General features: G+C 48.2%; 15 protein-coding genes and 1 tRNA gene. 14 read left to right on the top strand and 2 right to left on the bottom strand.

What is annotated here, in order from left to right:
• Positions 1 to 101 precede the first annotated feature (101 nt).
• The 12 genes from ACXADP_RS15985 (at position 102) to ACXADP_RS15930 (ending at position 9,843) form a co-directional block, all read left to right on the top strand.
• Positions 102 to 443: a hypothetical protein gene (locus tag ACXADP_RS15985; protein WP_474971912.1), complete on the top strand. Its 342-nt coding sequence runs from the start codon at positions 102 to 104 to the stop codon at positions 441 to 443.
• A gap of 125 nt (positions 444 to 568) precedes the next feature.
• Positions 569 to 1,003, top strand: a complete 435-nt coding sequence (locus ACXADP_RS15980; RefSeq protein ID WP_474967702.1) for an endonuclease domain-containing protein — start codon at positions 569 to 571, stop codon at positions 1,001 to 1,003.
• A 139-nt stretch (positions 1,004 to 1,142) separates the two neighbouring features.
• A complete protein-coding gene (locus ACXADP_RS15975; protein WP_474972321.1) occupies positions 1,143 to 2,315 on the top strand; it encodes a TraB/GumN family protein in 1,173 nt (390 codons plus the stop codon).
• A gap of 136 nt (positions 2,316 to 2,451) precedes the next feature.
• Complete coding sequence (locus ACXADP_RS15970) at positions 2,452 to 2,970, top strand: hypothetical protein (RefSeq protein ID WP_474967703.1); 519 nt, start codon at positions 2,452 to 2,454, stop codon at positions 2,968 to 2,970.
• Between the two features lie 174 nt (positions 2,971 to 3,144).
• The gene (locus ACXADP_RS15965; RefSeq protein WP_474967704.1) at positions 3,145 to 3,597 is read left to right on the top strand and encodes a hypothetical protein; all 453 of its coding nucleotides are present in this window, start codon (positions 3,145 to 3,147) and stop codon (positions 3,595 to 3,597) included.
• 517 nt (positions 3,598 to 4,114) lie between these two features.
• A tRNA-Gly gene (locus tag ACXADP_RS15960) sits at positions 4,115 to 4,188 on the top strand.
• 140 nt (positions 4,189 to 4,328) lie between these two features.
• On the top strand, positions 4,329 to 6,038 hold the full coding sequence (locus ACXADP_RS15955; protein ID WP_474971911.1) for an ABC-ATPase domain-containing protein: 1,710 nt from the start codon (positions 4,329 to 4,331) through the stop codon (positions 6,036 to 6,038).
• Between the two features lie 16 nt (positions 6,039 to 6,054).
• On the top strand, positions 6,055 to 7,185 hold the full coding sequence (gene queG / locus ACXADP_RS15950; protein WP_474971910.1) for a tRNA epoxyqueuosine(34) reductase QueG: 1,131 nt from the start codon (positions 6,055 to 6,057) through the stop codon (positions 7,183 to 7,185).
• A gap of 75 nt (positions 7,186 to 7,260) precedes the next feature.
• Positions 7,261 to 7,803, top strand: a complete 543-nt coding sequence (locus ACXADP_RS15945) for a methylated-DNA--[protein]-cysteine S-methyltransferase (protein ID WP_027956636.1) — start codon at positions 7,261 to 7,263, stop codon at positions 7,801 to 7,803.
• 68 nt (positions 7,804 to 7,871) lie between these two features.
• Positions 7,872 to 8,741, top strand: a complete 870-nt coding sequence (locus ACXADP_RS15940; RefSeq protein WP_474971909.1) for an amidase domain-containing protein — start codon at positions 7,872 to 7,874, stop codon at positions 8,739 to 8,741.
• 51 nt (positions 8,742 to 8,792) lie between these two features.
• Complete coding sequence (locus ACXADP_RS15935; RefSeq protein WP_474967708.1) at positions 8,793 to 9,269, top strand: tRNA (cytidine(34)-2'-O)-methyltransferase; 477 nt, start codon at positions 8,793 to 8,795, stop codon at positions 9,267 to 9,269.
• Between the two features lie 316 nt (positions 9,270 to 9,585).
• Positions 9,586 to 9,843: a hypothetical protein gene (locus tag ACXADP_RS15930; protein ID WP_206936089.1), complete on the top strand. Its 258-nt coding sequence runs from the start codon at positions 9,586 to 9,588 to the stop codon at positions 9,841 to 9,843.
• A 43-nt stretch (positions 9,844 to 9,886) separates the two neighbouring features.
• Here ACXADP_RS15930 and lipA read toward each other — a convergent pair whose 3' ends face one another.
• Together lipA and ACXADP_RS15920 are read right to left on the bottom strand one after the other, a co-directional pair.
• On the bottom strand, positions 9,887 to 10,831 hold the full coding sequence (lipA, locus tag ACXADP_RS15925; protein WP_027956632.1) for a lipoyl synthase: 945 nt from the start codon (positions 10,829 to 10,831) through the stop codon (positions 9,887 to 9,889).
• A 21-nt stretch (positions 10,832 to 10,852) separates the two neighbouring features.
• Positions 10,853 to 11,668, bottom strand: a complete 816-nt coding sequence (locus tag ACXADP_RS15920; RefSeq protein ID WP_474967709.1) for a lipoate--protein ligase family protein — start codon at positions 11,666 to 11,668, stop codon at positions 10,853 to 10,855.
• A 191-nt stretch (positions 11,669 to 11,859) separates the two neighbouring features.
• On the opposite strand from ACXADP_RS15920, the gene ACXADP_RS15915 reads away from it, so the two are divergent.
• Both ACXADP_RS15915 and ACXADP_RS15910 read left to right on the top strand, forming a co-directional pair.
• Positions 11,860 to 12,045, top strand: coding sequence for a hypothetical protein (locus ACXADP_RS15915; RefSeq protein ID WP_027956630.1), 186 nt, complete (start codon positions 11,860 to 11,862; stop codon positions 12,043 to 12,045).
• A 697-nt stretch (positions 12,046 to 12,742) separates the two neighbouring features.
• Positions 12,743 to 14,638: a PrkA family serine protein kinase gene (locus ACXADP_RS15910; protein ID WP_474967710.1), complete on the top strand. Its 1,896-nt coding sequence runs from the start codon at positions 12,743 to 12,745 to the stop codon at positions 14,636 to 14,638.
• Positions 14,639 to 14,699 lie beyond the last annotated feature (61 nt).

The following is a 14,699-nucleotide window of genomic DNA, read 5'->3' as shown; positions in this document are numbered from 1 at the left end:
CAGGTGTCCGCCGTGAAGCCGGGCACCTGTTCTATTCTCTCGTTTTCTATCTATTAGAAACGGGTAAAGCTATGGATAGAGAATGTGAAGGAGGAATAAACGTGGGTCAAAACGCAGATTTAATTCACCACTATACAGAGTTTGCTACATTTGAAGCCGAAGGGCTGCAAAATGGGGAAATTGATTTTCCTGAGTTTGAAAAGGTCTTGAATGACTACATATTGAGCCAGCCGAAAGAGACGATGGAATTCAAGGAGTGCTGGGTGTATAAAGAGCAGGATGGACTGCGGACGGTACGTGTGGATTTTTATGATCACAATTTGAAAAATGATATCCGTCTGTGGGGATCCCGAAATCCAGAGGATGGCCAGGTGAAGAGCCTGAACGTGGATGCTTTGGATGTGTCGACGAACCAAGTGGTTTATGAACGTAAGCTGATGTAAGGGAAAAGAATGCCGATGCTGTCATGAAGGCCGCATCGGTTTTTTATATGCGGATGAAGGACAATCATGCCTCTTTAGGAATAAAAAGGGGGGATAGATGGATAGAATAGTAATGGGTGATAAACATGACGAATTCTACACTTTTTCCTACACTGTTGTTCTTTCTATTTCTATTGTTCTCGTTCGGACTTATTTTTTCAAGTCGCCGTCAAGCTGAAGACAAGCGGATGGTTGAAAAGGAAGTGTCCAAGAAGGCGCTGGCTGAAAAGCTTCACAGCGAATTGTCCAAGTATGGGCTGCATCCACAGCAGTACTATCAGGAAGGGGAATTCATAATCGATATGGCTTTTCCTGAGTTGAAAATTGCGATCGAAGCTGTGGAGCACGAGTATTTGGTGTCTCCCGATGAGTGGGAGATGGAATGGGAAAGGGATGCCTTTTTGAAAAATCACGGGTGGACCGTCCTGAGGTTCAGTGCGGCACGTATTGAAGAGGATATTTCGAGGATTGCGGAGAAAATCAGCAGGGAGCTGGCCGGACGGCATCATGCAGGATCTTGAATAAGAAGAAGAGATCGAGTCAGAGAGGCCTCTGGCTTTTTCTTTTTGTTAAAAAGGTCAGAATCTTTGATACAATGGAGAGGGTCCTGTTTCTGTGGGAAACAGGCAGGAGGGTGAGTACTTGGTAAAGGAAGGTTTTATGACAGCTATGGAAGATAACTTGACCAGATTAACGATAGAAGGAAAAGAATATATTCTGATCGGCACGGCTCACGTCTCCAGACAAAGTGCGGAGCAGGTGAAGCAGGTCATTGAACAGGAACAGCCGGATGCTGTCTGTGTGGAGCTGGACGAACAGCGCTACCAGTCCATCAAGGACGGAGACCGGTGGAAGAATACGGACATCTTTGAAGTGATTAAAAGTAAAAAAGCGACGCTGTTATTAGTGAACCTCGCTGTTTCATCGTTCCAAAAGCGGATGGCGAAGCAGTTTGGCATTCAGCCGGGTCAGGAAATGATCCAGGGAATTGAATCTGCAGAAGACACAGGGGCAGAGCTGGTGCTCGCCGACCGGAACATCCAGGTGACATTCTCCCGGATTTGGGGCAATCTTGGCTGGAGTGGAAAGTCGAAGCTCTTAATGTCGATCTTCTACGGCATTTTCAGCAATGACAAAATTTCTGAGGAAGAGCTGGAGAAAATGAAGTCCCAGGATATGCTGGATGGCATGCTTCAGGATTTGACCGATCATTTCCCGGACTTGAAGAAGCCGTTGATTGATGAGCGGGATCAGTATCTGGCTCAGAAAATCAAGGATGCGCCCGGAGAGAAAGTGGTTGCTGTGCTCGGAGCGGCTCACGTGCCCGGGATTAAGAAAGAGATTTATAACGATCAAGATTTGAAAGCGTTGAAAAAACGGCCGCCTAAATCAAAAGCGCCGAAAATCATCGGGTGGTCGATCCCGATATTAATTTTATCGATTATTTTATATACATTCCTCTCCAATCCAGCCGCGGGTACCCAGCAGACAATCAGCTGGATCCTTTGGAACGGGTCGTTTTCAGCGATAGGAGCAGCGGCAGCTTTGGCGCACCCGCTCGCGGTTGTGGCCGCATTTCTACTTGCGCCGATCACATCGCTGAATCCTCTCCTTGCAGCCGGCTGGTTTGCCGGGATTGTACAAGCCTATTTCCGACGGCCGAATGTGGGGGATTTTGAATCGCTTTCCGATGATGTCACGACGGTAAAAGGCTTCTGGCAGAACAAAGTAACGAGAATTCTGCTTGTAGTCGTGCTTGCGAATCTGGGAAGTACGCTTGGGACAGTCATTGGTGGAGCTGATGTGATCCGCTTATTTATTGAAAACCTGTAAAAGAGAAGTCTAGGACAGACTTCTCTTTTTTTATGCTCATTTACAGTATTTTCAAAGAATGTTACAATTAGATGACATGAGTTTGTCGGAAAAATATAAATTCAGAGAAAATATTTGCAATAAGGAATGAGAGGATATGAGCAGGTTTATAAAGGGCACATCAATTCTTGGGATTGCTCTCCTTGGTTTTGGTGTGTGGCAGCTGACAGAGATGGATCGGGAGAATCATGGGGAGACGGAAAGTGCCCAGACGATCATTCAACAGGATCAAAGCTATGAGAAGGTTTTTATTGAACAGGAAGAGGAAACAGAGGAGAACCGTCCGGATTATGAGCGCGTGGATAATCAGATGCTCCGGACGATTGAAGACAATGACGAGATGAAAGAACTCGTGTCCGGCCTTGGTAAAGGGGTAACGGATGATTTGAATGATCTGGAAGCGGAAACGGAAGAGCAGTGGAAAACGATTGAAAAAGATACAAAGCAGAAGAAGCAGATGTTGAAGCGGTTGATTGAGCTTACGGATGATAAGAAGATTGAGCAGATTGCTTCCAGTGCTGAGTCCAAACTGGACCGGATGATGGAGGACAAGAAAATCGACTTTTATAAGGAAGCTGTCCTTTCCTTCCAATTGATTTCTGAGCGGTTGTCTTGATAGTGGCTGTCAGGTGAGAGCGAGTCTCCTCACGTTTTGTCGAAATCGTAAATCATTTGAATGATTCATCATCAACGACATGGTAATTTTTGTTTATTTTGCTGTTTTTCAGTTTTTTATGGAGATAAAACGGGGATGTGGAGAATGTAAAACAAATAAGGAGGTTCTTCATTTATGTCCATTGCTGTAAAAGATAGGTTGAGTACAGACAAGCTTAGTAAACTGAGGACGGCCGCTGTTTTGGAGTTTACCGAGGAAATCTTCGAGTCAGACAATTACCGCTGCCTGGAAGTTCTGGATTCGGATCAGCAGCACCTGTTTATTGTGAACAGAAATGACCGCACGCTGACAGCCTTAAGCTTATCGCCGGATATGTCATTGAAAAAGGAAACGTTGTTTGCGGATAAAATCATTTCTATGAAGGAGTACTTCGACGAATACAGCCTCAATGAAAATACACCTCCTAGAAAAATTGAAATCGTATTTATGGAAAACCGGACAGTGCTCATTGAACCTGTCAGTTCCATGGAGCAGGACGAGGAGTACAAGAAAAATGATGTCGCTGCCCAAGTGAATGAGGATTTTGAAAACTTGATCGCTGCTTTGAAGAACACGTTGATTCTATAAGTCAGACGGAGGAAGAGCCATTTGAATGGCTCTTCTTTTTTATTTGGCCTGCATAAAGCCGGCACGTCCGGGGACAATAAGAAGACTCGGCATTACATGCGCCAGAATACCTCTCCAGATGCAGCTTTCCTCCCGCACACATCCTCGTCCATCAGGATTGTGGAGGTGATTGAGATGAATACAACCGATCTGTTTGAGCTGTTTAAACTCTTCATTGACTCCCTGCATTTCACCGCTTTTCTCGTATTTTCCATCATCTACGTCTTCCAGCATAAGCAGAAGGATTAGTTCCAGGCGGACTGCTTCCCCCGGCAGTCTGCTTTTTTATGTATAAAAAAGATCCCATCCGGGTATAGTAGGCCTATCAGGCTTTTAAACTATGACCCCATAACATTGTAAAGCGGCTATTAAGATTTCGACAAAAAAACGCAAAAATCATGTTGCATCGATAGAATTCGGATGTTATCATAACAAATATAGATGAGGGGAGTTGTACGGACAACTCAGCTCTTCATATGCGGGTGTAGTTTAGTGGTAAAACCTCAGCCTTCCAAGCTGATGATGAGGGTTCGATTCCCTTCACCCGCTCCATTCACTATTGTGATGCAATTATTTTTTATACTTATGTGAACCAACGCAGTGTTTCGTTAAATGGGTAACGAAGCATTGCGTTTTTTAATGCGGAAAAATGGATACAACCTATAATAGAACGAAGACAGGAGGATGCCGGAATGAAAAAACTTCAAACGATGCTGAAGCAGATCGACGGTAAGAGTTACAAAGGATATAAGCAGATCCAAGGGACGTACAGTTTCGAGGATTATACGCTTCATATAGACTATGTGCAGGGAGATCCATTTGCGGCTCCATCGAAAATCAGGATTCAGGTGCCTCAGAGCAGACGCCCTGTTCCTGCCGAATATAAAGAGACGAAGAGTCGAAAAACGTACGCAGAAGATGCCTTTGCCAGAGCGGCAGCGGATACGATTAAGAAAACCCAGTTCAGTGTGAAGGGCTCAGGAAAAAGCGGAATGGTCGCCATTGATCAGCCGGGCCAGGAAATTTTAGAACGGACTGCGGTCACCCTGATGCCTGAAGATATCATCATCTGCCTGACGGTGGGCCTGCCCGCAAATGGCCGGCGCATCAATGGAAAGCAGGCGGAAAAGCTGTTTTTCTCTGTGATTCCTGAGATGCTGAAGCAGTCTGTGTTTACTGTCAAAGACAGCGAGCTGGAGGAAGTTTGTCAGCTTGCCGATCAGCACGATACCCTTTTAGAGGCAATGCGTGAAAACGGCTGGATGTCCTTCGTGGCAGACGGGGCGGTTCTTCCAAGGGAGAGCGGAGTGAGCCAGCGCCCGATGAAAAAAGCCGTTCCTTTTGAGAGCCCGGAGGAAAACCGCGTCTCAATCACGATTCCCCATCGTCAGGAGCCGTTGACAGGGATGGCCTTGAAAAAAGGGATCGTCCTGATTGTCGGCGGGGGATACCATGGTAAAAGTACCCTCTTGAATGCCATCGAGCGCGGGGTGTATCCTCACATTAAAGGGGATGGACGTGAATATGTCCTGACAGATCCGGACAGTGTGAAAGTAAGAGCGGAAGACGGACGTCAGGTCACCAAGGTGGATATTTCGCCGTTTATTAAAAATCTTCCGCACGGAACGGACACGACGGCTTTTTCTACGGAAAACGCAAGCGGCAGCACCTCCCAGGCGGCCAACGTTATGGAGGCGCTTGAGGCGGGGGCACGCACACTGCTGATCGATGAAGATACGAGTGCCACCAACTTCATGATCCGTGATGAACGGATGCAGGAGCTTGTCGTAAAGGAAAAAGAACCGATCACACCGTTCATTGATAAAATCAGACAGATGAGAGACGATCTTGATGTTTCTACAATTCTCGTCATGGGAGGTTCCGGCGACTACTTCCAGGCAGCGGATGACGTTATCATGATGGATCAATATGTCCCGGTCAACGTCACGCAGCAAGCGAAAGAGATTGCCGCGAAGTATCCGTCAGAAAGACAATCAGCCGGGGAAGAACACTTCGGCAGCGTTCCACAGCGTGCCTTTCTTCCGAATACGCTGCAGACGAGAAAAGGAAAAAAGGAAAAAGTGCAGGCTAAAGGGCTGTTCAAGCTGCTGATGGGTCATGAAGATATCGATCTTTCCGGTGTCGAACAACTGGTCGATGCCTCACAGACACGTCTGATTGCCGATGTCCTTCTGCATCTCGATAAAAAAGGCCGGCTGAAGACTGAGCAGAGTCTGCCGGCACTTCTGGATCAGATTGAAAAGCAGCTGGACACGAAAGGCCTCGCTTCCTTCGGTCCGTTTAAAGACCAGCATCCAGGGGAGCTGGCGAGACCAAGAAGATTTGAAATCGCAGCAGCTATGAACCGGATTCGGACAGCTGCCGTGAAAGATATTCGTTAGAAAGGAGAACGTCCGGGTGGATTTTCATCAGTTTAAAGAAGAAGTGATCACCTACAGCAGAGAAATCGGCATCGATAAAATCGGATTTGCTTCTGCTGATGTGTTCGGAGAATTGAAAGCCCGATTGAAACGCCAGCAGGAACTCGGATACCAGTCCGGTTTCGAAAAGGGGGAGGTGGACGAGCGGACCGAGCCCGGCCGCCTTCTGCCGGGCGCGCAGTCGATTATTTCCATTGCTCTTGCGTATCCTTCAAAAATGAAAGATGCCCCGCGCAGTGTGAAGGGAGAACGGCGGGGGATTTTCTGCCGGGCCTCCTGGGGACAGGACTATCATGATGTGCTGCGGGACCGGCTGCACAAGCTCGGTGCTTTTATAAAAGAGAGGTTTCCGGAAGTGGAACTGAAATCCATGGTGGATACAGGGGAGCTCTCTGATCGTGCTGTAGCGGAGCGTGCAGGGATTGGATTCAGTGGAAAAAATTGTGCCGTGATCACTCCGGAGTTTGGTTCATATGTATATTTAGGAGAACTTGTAACGAATATTCCTTTTGCTCCTGATGAGCCGGTGGATGACAGCTGTGGCGACTGCAACATTTGTGTGGACGCCTGCCCGACCGGAGCCCTCGTCCAGGGCGGCCAGTTGAATGCTCAGCGCTGTATCGCCTTTTTAACGCAGACGAAGGGTTTTCTGCCTGATGAGTTCCGCACAGTGATCGGCAACCGTCTCTATGGCTGCGATACGTGCCAGACCGTCTGTCCAAAGAACCGGAAGAAAGATTTTCATAATCATGAAGAATTCGAGCCGGATCCGGAGGTTGTCAAGCCGAAGCTTACACCGCTCCTGTCCATTTCCAACCGGGAGTTCAAAGAAAAATTCGGGTTCATTTCCGGCTCGTGGCGGGGCAAAAAGCCGATTCAGCGGAATGCGATTCTGGCGCTGGCTCATTACCGTGACGAAACGTCCGTTGATGAACTGATCCGATTAATGAATCACGACCCGAGGCCGGTCATACGCGGAACCGCCGCGTGGGGACTCGGGAAAATCGGCCGTTCCGATTGTTTTGAGGCCATTGAGAAAGCGATGGAAAAGGAAGAAGATGAACAGGTCTTGTATGAAATGGAAAAAGGGCTGCAATTTCAAACGTAATCAACTCCTGTACCTTTTCAATCCACTAGAGCTCTAGTATAATAGAAAAAACTGTTAATAAAGAAGGGGTTGGCTATGAACCATCATTCTTTTCTATATTACGACACGTTTCAAACTCCTTTGGGGGCTATGACTGTCCTGGCCAATGATGAAGGAGTCTGCCGCATTGATTTTGGTCATCATGAAGATCGACTTCCAGCCTATCAATCTTGGAAAAGGAAGCATTTTCTAAAAGGTGAACTGGTTTATGACCCCGATCATTCATTGATTGTTCAGACAGAAAAAGAACTGCAGGAATACTTCCAGGGAATCCGCACAGCGTTTGATGTTCCGCTCAACTGTTACGGAACAGATTTCCAGCGGAAAGTGTGGAAGACACTGCTTCACCAGATCCCATTTGGTGAAACGCGCTCCTACAAGGATGTAGCCTTAGCGCTGCACTCTCCGCAGGCGATCCGTGCTGTCGGAGGGGCCGTGAATAAAAACCCTTTCTCTGTCATTGTGCCATGCCACCGTGTCATTGGAAGCAACGGAAAGCTCGTCGGTTATGCCGGCGGACTGGACAAAAAAGAAAAACTGCTGGATTTCGAAAAACAGCATACAGCTATACAACATTAAAAGTCCCTGCGGGGGCTTTTTTTCATGGCCTCCCCCCCTCTTCATATACTGAAGGAGGGGGGAAGCGGATGAATAGCACGGAGGAAATCAAGCGTTACTGGCAGAAAGTGCTGGACCGGGTTTTCGATCAGGAGGAAGAAGGATGGTTAAAGCGGAAAATGGAGGGCATGGAAGCGCGTGGTCACAAGCTCCAGCGGATGACTTTCCGAATTTATCCTTATCACAGAAAGGCTTATGATCACGTCGTGGATGTTGCTTATGACCTGCATTTGACCATGCTTGTAAAAAGTGGGCGCCATGTTTTTTTGGAAGAAGGGTTCTACACAGGTCGTGGACAGTGGGCCAAAGGGAAGTGGGTGCATCACGAAGTCGTGACGGAGATTCCCGCCTCCGGGGATTCCTCCTTGCCTTTGACATTCGAGATGGGGGAGAGAGAGCCGGTGGATAATCCACGCTTCGACTACAACCGCCGGGAGGCTGTGCGGTATGCGGACCGCTGGTGGGACAGCTACAACCCGGCTTATAAGAAGTTTGAAGTCGATTGCACCAATTACGTTTCCCAATGTCTGCGGGCCGGCGGTGCACCGATGAGGGGAGCCGGGGACCGGACGCGCGGGTGGTGGTACGGGAATGGAACGTGGAGCTACAGCTGGACTGTGGCTCATGCGCTGCGCTGGTACTTAAGCGGATCGCGTAAAGGCTTGAAAGCCGTGGAAGTATCCTCGGCGGATCAGCTCGCGCCGGGGGATGTCATCTGTTATGACTTTCAAGGAAACGGGCGGTATGATCATAATACTTTTGTTGTGAAAAAGGATGCCCAGGGGATGCCCCTGGTCAACGCTCATACATCAAACAGCCGGCACCGCTACTGGGCGTACGAGGACTCTACCGCTTACACGCCGGATATTCAGTATAAATTTTTCAGAATTAACGGGTGACCGATATGGTATAATGGTCTGGTTGACTACGATTAGACTGAGGTGAAAGTGATGCCTAACCATATTGTCCTTTTCCAGCCGGAAATACCGGCCAATACCGGAAATATCGGGCGGACCTGTGTGGCGACAAATAGTGTCCTGCATCTGATCCGTCCGCTCGGTTTCTCGACTGATGATAAAATGGTGCGCCGTGCGGGTCTCGATTACTGGCCTAAACTGACGGTCCATTACTATGACTCGATCGAAGAGTTGTATGAGAACTATCCAGAAGGCGAGTTCTACTACATTGAAAACTTCGGAACGAAATCGTACGCTGATTTTGATTTCAGTGATGCAAAAAAAGATCAGCTGTTTGTTTTCGGGCGGGAGAGTGACGGCATACCGAAGGAGCTCTTAACAGGTCTTGAAGACCGCTGCCTCCGGATTCCGATGACCGGCGAAGTCCGCTCGTTGAACTTATCCAATACCGCATCGATCATTTTGTTCAATGCTTTACTGCAGCAGGGGTTTCCGGGATTAATCAAATAAGACATGAAAAAACGCACCCCATCGGGTGCGTTTTTTTACTTTCTTGGCCCTGGCTTCGTATCATATCCAGCTGAGAAGATAGCTGTCAAAAATGCGAGGCAGACGAGAATAATCAAGGTTACATTCATGAATAGTCCTCCTTTTCTAGCCAGACAAGCGTTTCTTTTTTAAGTATACCCCATTTTATTCGAGGTGTGAATGGGCTTACAGTTAATTTTATCCTATCCCTGGTGACAGATGCCTATACGATGGCCGGGCTGGTGACATAGAGTGAAGAGTAGGTGAATAACCACAGGAATGGATAGGAGGAGAACGAGTGAATCAGTATCCATATGCTTATCCTTATGGAATAGAAGAGGACTTCCGGAATGAAGAAGAGCGTTTCTTCTTTTTCGGCCCCTTTGCCGGTGGGTTACTGGGTGGCTTTTTAGGCGGTGCCCTGGCTCCAGGTTTGTACGGAGGATTTGGCGGCGGCGGTTATGGCTATCCACCTCCTTATTACGGACGCCCGCCTTATTATGGAGGCGGAGGCGGAGGTTATTACGGCCGTCCCCCGTACGGAGGTTTCTGGTAATCAATAAATCCCCTTCTCCTGATTCAGGAGAAGGGGATTTTGTTTAGAAGTTCGTTGTGTCGAGTTCTTTTCCTTGGGACTCATAGCCCTGCATGTACTTGATCCGTCGCTGGGCGGAGGTGCTGTTCACTTGTTCATCCGCATGATAGGAGGAGCGGACCATCGGGCCTGCTTCACAGTGCTTGAATCCTTTTTCAAGGGCAATCTGTTTCAGTTCCTCGAATTCATCCGGATGGTAGTAGCGTTCCACGTTCAAGTGTTTTTTCGTCGGCTGCAGGTACTGGCCGATGGTCATGATGTCGACGTTATGAGCAAGCAGATCATCCATCGCTTCGATGATTTCCTCTTTCGTCTCGCCAAGACCGACCATCAGGCTGGACTTCGTCGGTGTATTCGGACGGATTTCCTTCACACGGCGGAGCAGCTCAAGAGAACGGTCATACATGGCGCGCGCACGGACTTTCTTCGTCAGACGGCGGACGGTTTCAATGTTGTGGTTGAAAATATCCGGCTCGCCCTCCATCAAGGTATGCAGGCTTTCATAATCACCTTTCATATCAGAAGGAAGAATTTCCACGGTGCATCCCGGTACCCGGCGGCGGATTGCCTTCACGGTTTCACCGAATACAGCAGCACCGCCGTCGTTCAAGTCATCACGGGCAACCGCTGTAACAACGACGTGTTTCAGTCCCATGATTTCAACGGATTCCGCAACACGCTCCGGCTCGCCCCAGTCAAGTTCGTTCGGCAGCCCGGTCTTAACGGCACAGAAACGGCAACCGCGTGTACATGTATCCCCCAGGATCATGAAGGTAGCGGTTTTCCGTTCACTCCAGCATTCGTGGATGTTCGGGCAGCGGGCTTCCTCGCACACCGTGTTCAATTTCTTCTCGCGCATCAGTTTCTTCAGACCTGTATAGGATTTGTTGGTGTTGATCTTGATTTTCAGCCATTCCGGCTTTCTTATGTATTCCTGGTTTTTACTCACGTTCACCACTCCTTATCCCGCTCAGCGGGCGTAGTTCCATTCATCTGTTTCGTAGCGTTCCCGGGCGATTTTCCTTACCTCGTCCCATTGTTCCTCAGACAGGTGGAAGGGCTCCAGGTGAACATTCAATCCTTGTTCAAATCCTTGTTTAAATGCATGTTTTGTTTCTTCGAAAGAGACAGGCTCTTCGAGGATTTCGTTGACGGCAATGGCTTTGCTGCCGAAAGCTTTGCGGGCTCTTTCCTTGATGCGTTCATTTTTGTAAACAAACATATCAAAAAGCTTCCCATCATCCACTTCAATCGGGATGGACCCGTGCTGCAGGATGATGCCGCGTTTTCTAGTCTGTGCACTTCCCGCCGCTTTTTTTCCATCGACAATCAATTCATACCAGGACGGTTCTTCAAAACAGACAGCTGACCCGTTCACATCCAGCCTGCCTTCAGGAACAGCAAAGTCTGCATCAATGTTCAGGTTCCTGAACCCTTCAAGCAGGCCCTTGGAAATGACGAGATAGGCTTCTTTCACGGAATCCGGCATGTCCTCGTGTTTTTCCGATACGATGACACTATATGTAAGTTCATGGTCATGTAATACCGCACGGCCGCCCGTTTGACGGCGGACGAGCTGATACCCATGCTTTTGAACGCCATCCAAGTCAATTTTTCCTTTTACTTTTTGAAAATAACCAACAGACAGCCCGGCAGGTTCCCAGCCGTAAAAACGCAGAACAGGCGGGATGGCCCCTTCCCGGTGCCAATTCATAAGGGCCTCGTCCAGTGCCATGTTGATGGCAGGTGTACAATGGCCTGAATCGACAAAGTACCATGTTTCCATATGCAGTCCTTCTTTCTTTTTGAGTGAGTACTTTATCAAAGTAAAATAGTCAAAACAATTCTAACAATCGGACAAGGGCATGTCAAAATATAGTAAATCCTTCTTCCGGGAATTTATTAGGACTTTAGGCTGAAGAATTTACAGCCTCAGATTCGGTATATGACTATATAATGAGAAGAGGAGGGATTATGATGAATCAAACCTTGCTGTCCAGCGTGCTTTTTTTAATCAGTGCATCCATCTGGGCCATCCTTGCTATTTTTTACGACGATTACCGCTGGCTGAATTTATTCTTATTTATTTTGTTCCTCGTCATGGGACTTGCCAAAAGGAAAAGCTATATGGAAGGGAAAGATGTGGAAGAGGACGGAGATTGATTCCGTCCTCTTTTTTCATAAATGACGGGCAGCGGCATAGGTTTAAGTAGAGGGGCTGTCCTTCTACCCTGCAGGGTGCAGGTCAAAATGACGTAAAATCACTGGATAGGCAACACCGCAAGGGGACAAGTCGAACGGATTCGTTGTTGTAGTTGTAAGGTTCCTGCAGCTCTTTCATGATGGATGTTTTGGTTCTTTGCACAGGCTAGTCGGGACTGACCAAGCCGCTTCCACATTTCTTTTGTCGTCCAGTTGCAGCGGCTAGTCCCTCGAGGTCATAAGTCCAACACCTCTGTGGAGAAAAGCCCTCCACGGCGGTGCTGGTCTTATGCTTGTCGGGACTGACCAAGCCGCTTCCACATTTCTTTTTTTGTAGTCCAGCTCCGGCACCCAGATGCTCGAGACATAAGTCAATGATCTCCGTGAAGGAAGAACGCTTCACTGCAATCCTTGTCTTATGCTTGTCGCATCTATCAGGGTGCTTCCGCATTTCAGTCTTTGTCCAGTTGCAGCGGCTAGTCCCTCGAGGTCATAAGTCCAACACCTCTGTGGAGAAAAGCCCTCCACGGCGGTGCTGGTCTTATGCTTGTCGGGACTGACCAAGCCGCTTCCACATTTCTTTGATTCACACATGTTTTACATGAGCCAGGCATAGGATGTATTAAAATTCGTCTCTTACGACGGGGGAGGTCGCGAAGTGGACATTTTAAAGAAGATACAAGACCACCGGGAATACGAGGAAGAACTGAAGTGGGAAGGAACGTTTGCTGAATACTTGGAGCTGTTGAGAGAGCGGCCGTATTTAGCACAATCCGCTCATTCCCGCGTTTACAATATGGTTAAAAGTGCTGGTGTGGAAGAAGCGCATGATCATAAGCGTTATAAGTTCTTTGATGATGATATCTACGGACTGGATGAAGCGATGGAAAAGCTGGTGGAGGAATATTTCCACCCGGCAGCGAGAAGACTGGATGTCCGCAAACGTATTCTATTATTGATGGGACCTGTCAGTGGCGGGAAATCCACACTTGTAAACCTGATGAAGCGGGGATTGGAAAAGTACACGCATACGGATGAAGGGGCTGTCTTTGCCATCAAGGGCTGTCCAATGCATGAAGATCCGCTGCATCTGATCCCGAGCCATCTGCGCAAGGATTTTCAGGATGAGTATGGCATCCGTATTGAAGGAAGTTTGTCTCCGTTAAATACGATGCGTGTGGAAACGGAGTATGGAGGAAGAATTGAGGACGTTTTAGTGGAACGGATCTTTTTCTCAGAGGATAAGCGTACAGGCATTGGTACCTTCAGCCCTTCTGATCCGAAGTCCCAGGATATTGCCGACTTGACCGGTTCGATTGACTTCTCGACCATTGCTCAATTCGGGTCGGAATCGGATCCGCGTGCTTACCGGTTCGATGGAGAGCTGAACAAGGCCAACCGTGGCATGATGGAGTTCCAGGAAATGCTGAAGTGTGATGAGAAGTTCCTCTGGCACCTGCTCAGCCTGACACAGGAAGGGAACTTCAAGGCTGGCCGTTTTGCCCTGATCTCAGCGGATGAATTAATTGTAGCTCATACGAACGAAGCGGAATACCGTTCTTTTATTGCCAACAAGAAGAATGAGGCGCTCCACTCCCGGATGATCGTCATGCCTGTGCCGTATAATTTGAGGGTCAGTCAGGAAGAGCGGATCTATGAAAAGATGATTAGAGAGAGTGATATCCGCGATGTCCATATTGCTCCGCACACGTTAAGAGTGGCAGCAATGTTCACGATCCTGACACGATTAAAAGAATCGAAAAAGGCGTCCATCGATGTGCTTAAGAAAATGAGACTCTATGATGGCGAAATTCTAGAGGGCTTCAGTGATGTGGATGTCGAGGAACTGAAGAAGGAGCATGGCGATGAGGGAATGAGCGGGATCGATCCACGGTACGTGATCAACCGCATATCATCCACCATCATTAAGAAAGAACTGACATCGATCAACGCACTGGATGTTCTCCGTTCCTTGAAGGATGGACTTGGAAGCCACGCCTCCATATCCAGTGAGGACAAGGAGAGATACCTTGATTTCATTTCCCTGGCGAGAAAAGAGTATGATGAAATTGCGAAAAAGGAAGTGCAGAAAGCATTTGTGTACTCCTATGAAGAATCCGCCGTTACGCTTATGGACAATTACCTGGATAACGTCGAAGCGTACTGTAACAAGGCGAAGCTGAGGGATCCGCTGACGGGTGAAGAACTCAACCCGGATGAGCGTCTCATGAGGTCCATTGAAGAACAGATCGGCGTTTCGGAAAATGCGAAAAAAGCCTTCCGTGAAGAAATTCTCATTCGGATCTCCGCCTACGCACGTAAAGGCAAGAAGTTCGACTACCAGTCCCATGAGCGTCTGCGCGAAGCCATTCAGAAGAAGCTGTTTGCTGATCTGAAGGATGTCGTGAAGATTACGACGTCAGCGAAGACTCCGGATGAACAGCAGCTGAAGAAGATTAACGAAGTCGTTGCCACCCTTGTCGATGAGCATGGGTACAACTCCAGCTCAGCGAACGAACTGTTGAAATATGTAGGCAGCCTGTTGAACAGGTAATGCCTCATCAGACCGCCTCCTTTTCGATAAGAGGGCGGTCTTTTTTATGTTATAATGTCAA

The organism is Halobacillus sp. AWH4_228 (genome assembly GCF_056158365.1).
The sequence above is the reverse complement of the archived record's forward strand: the minus strand, read 5'-3'. Positions and strand labels throughout refer to the sequence as shown.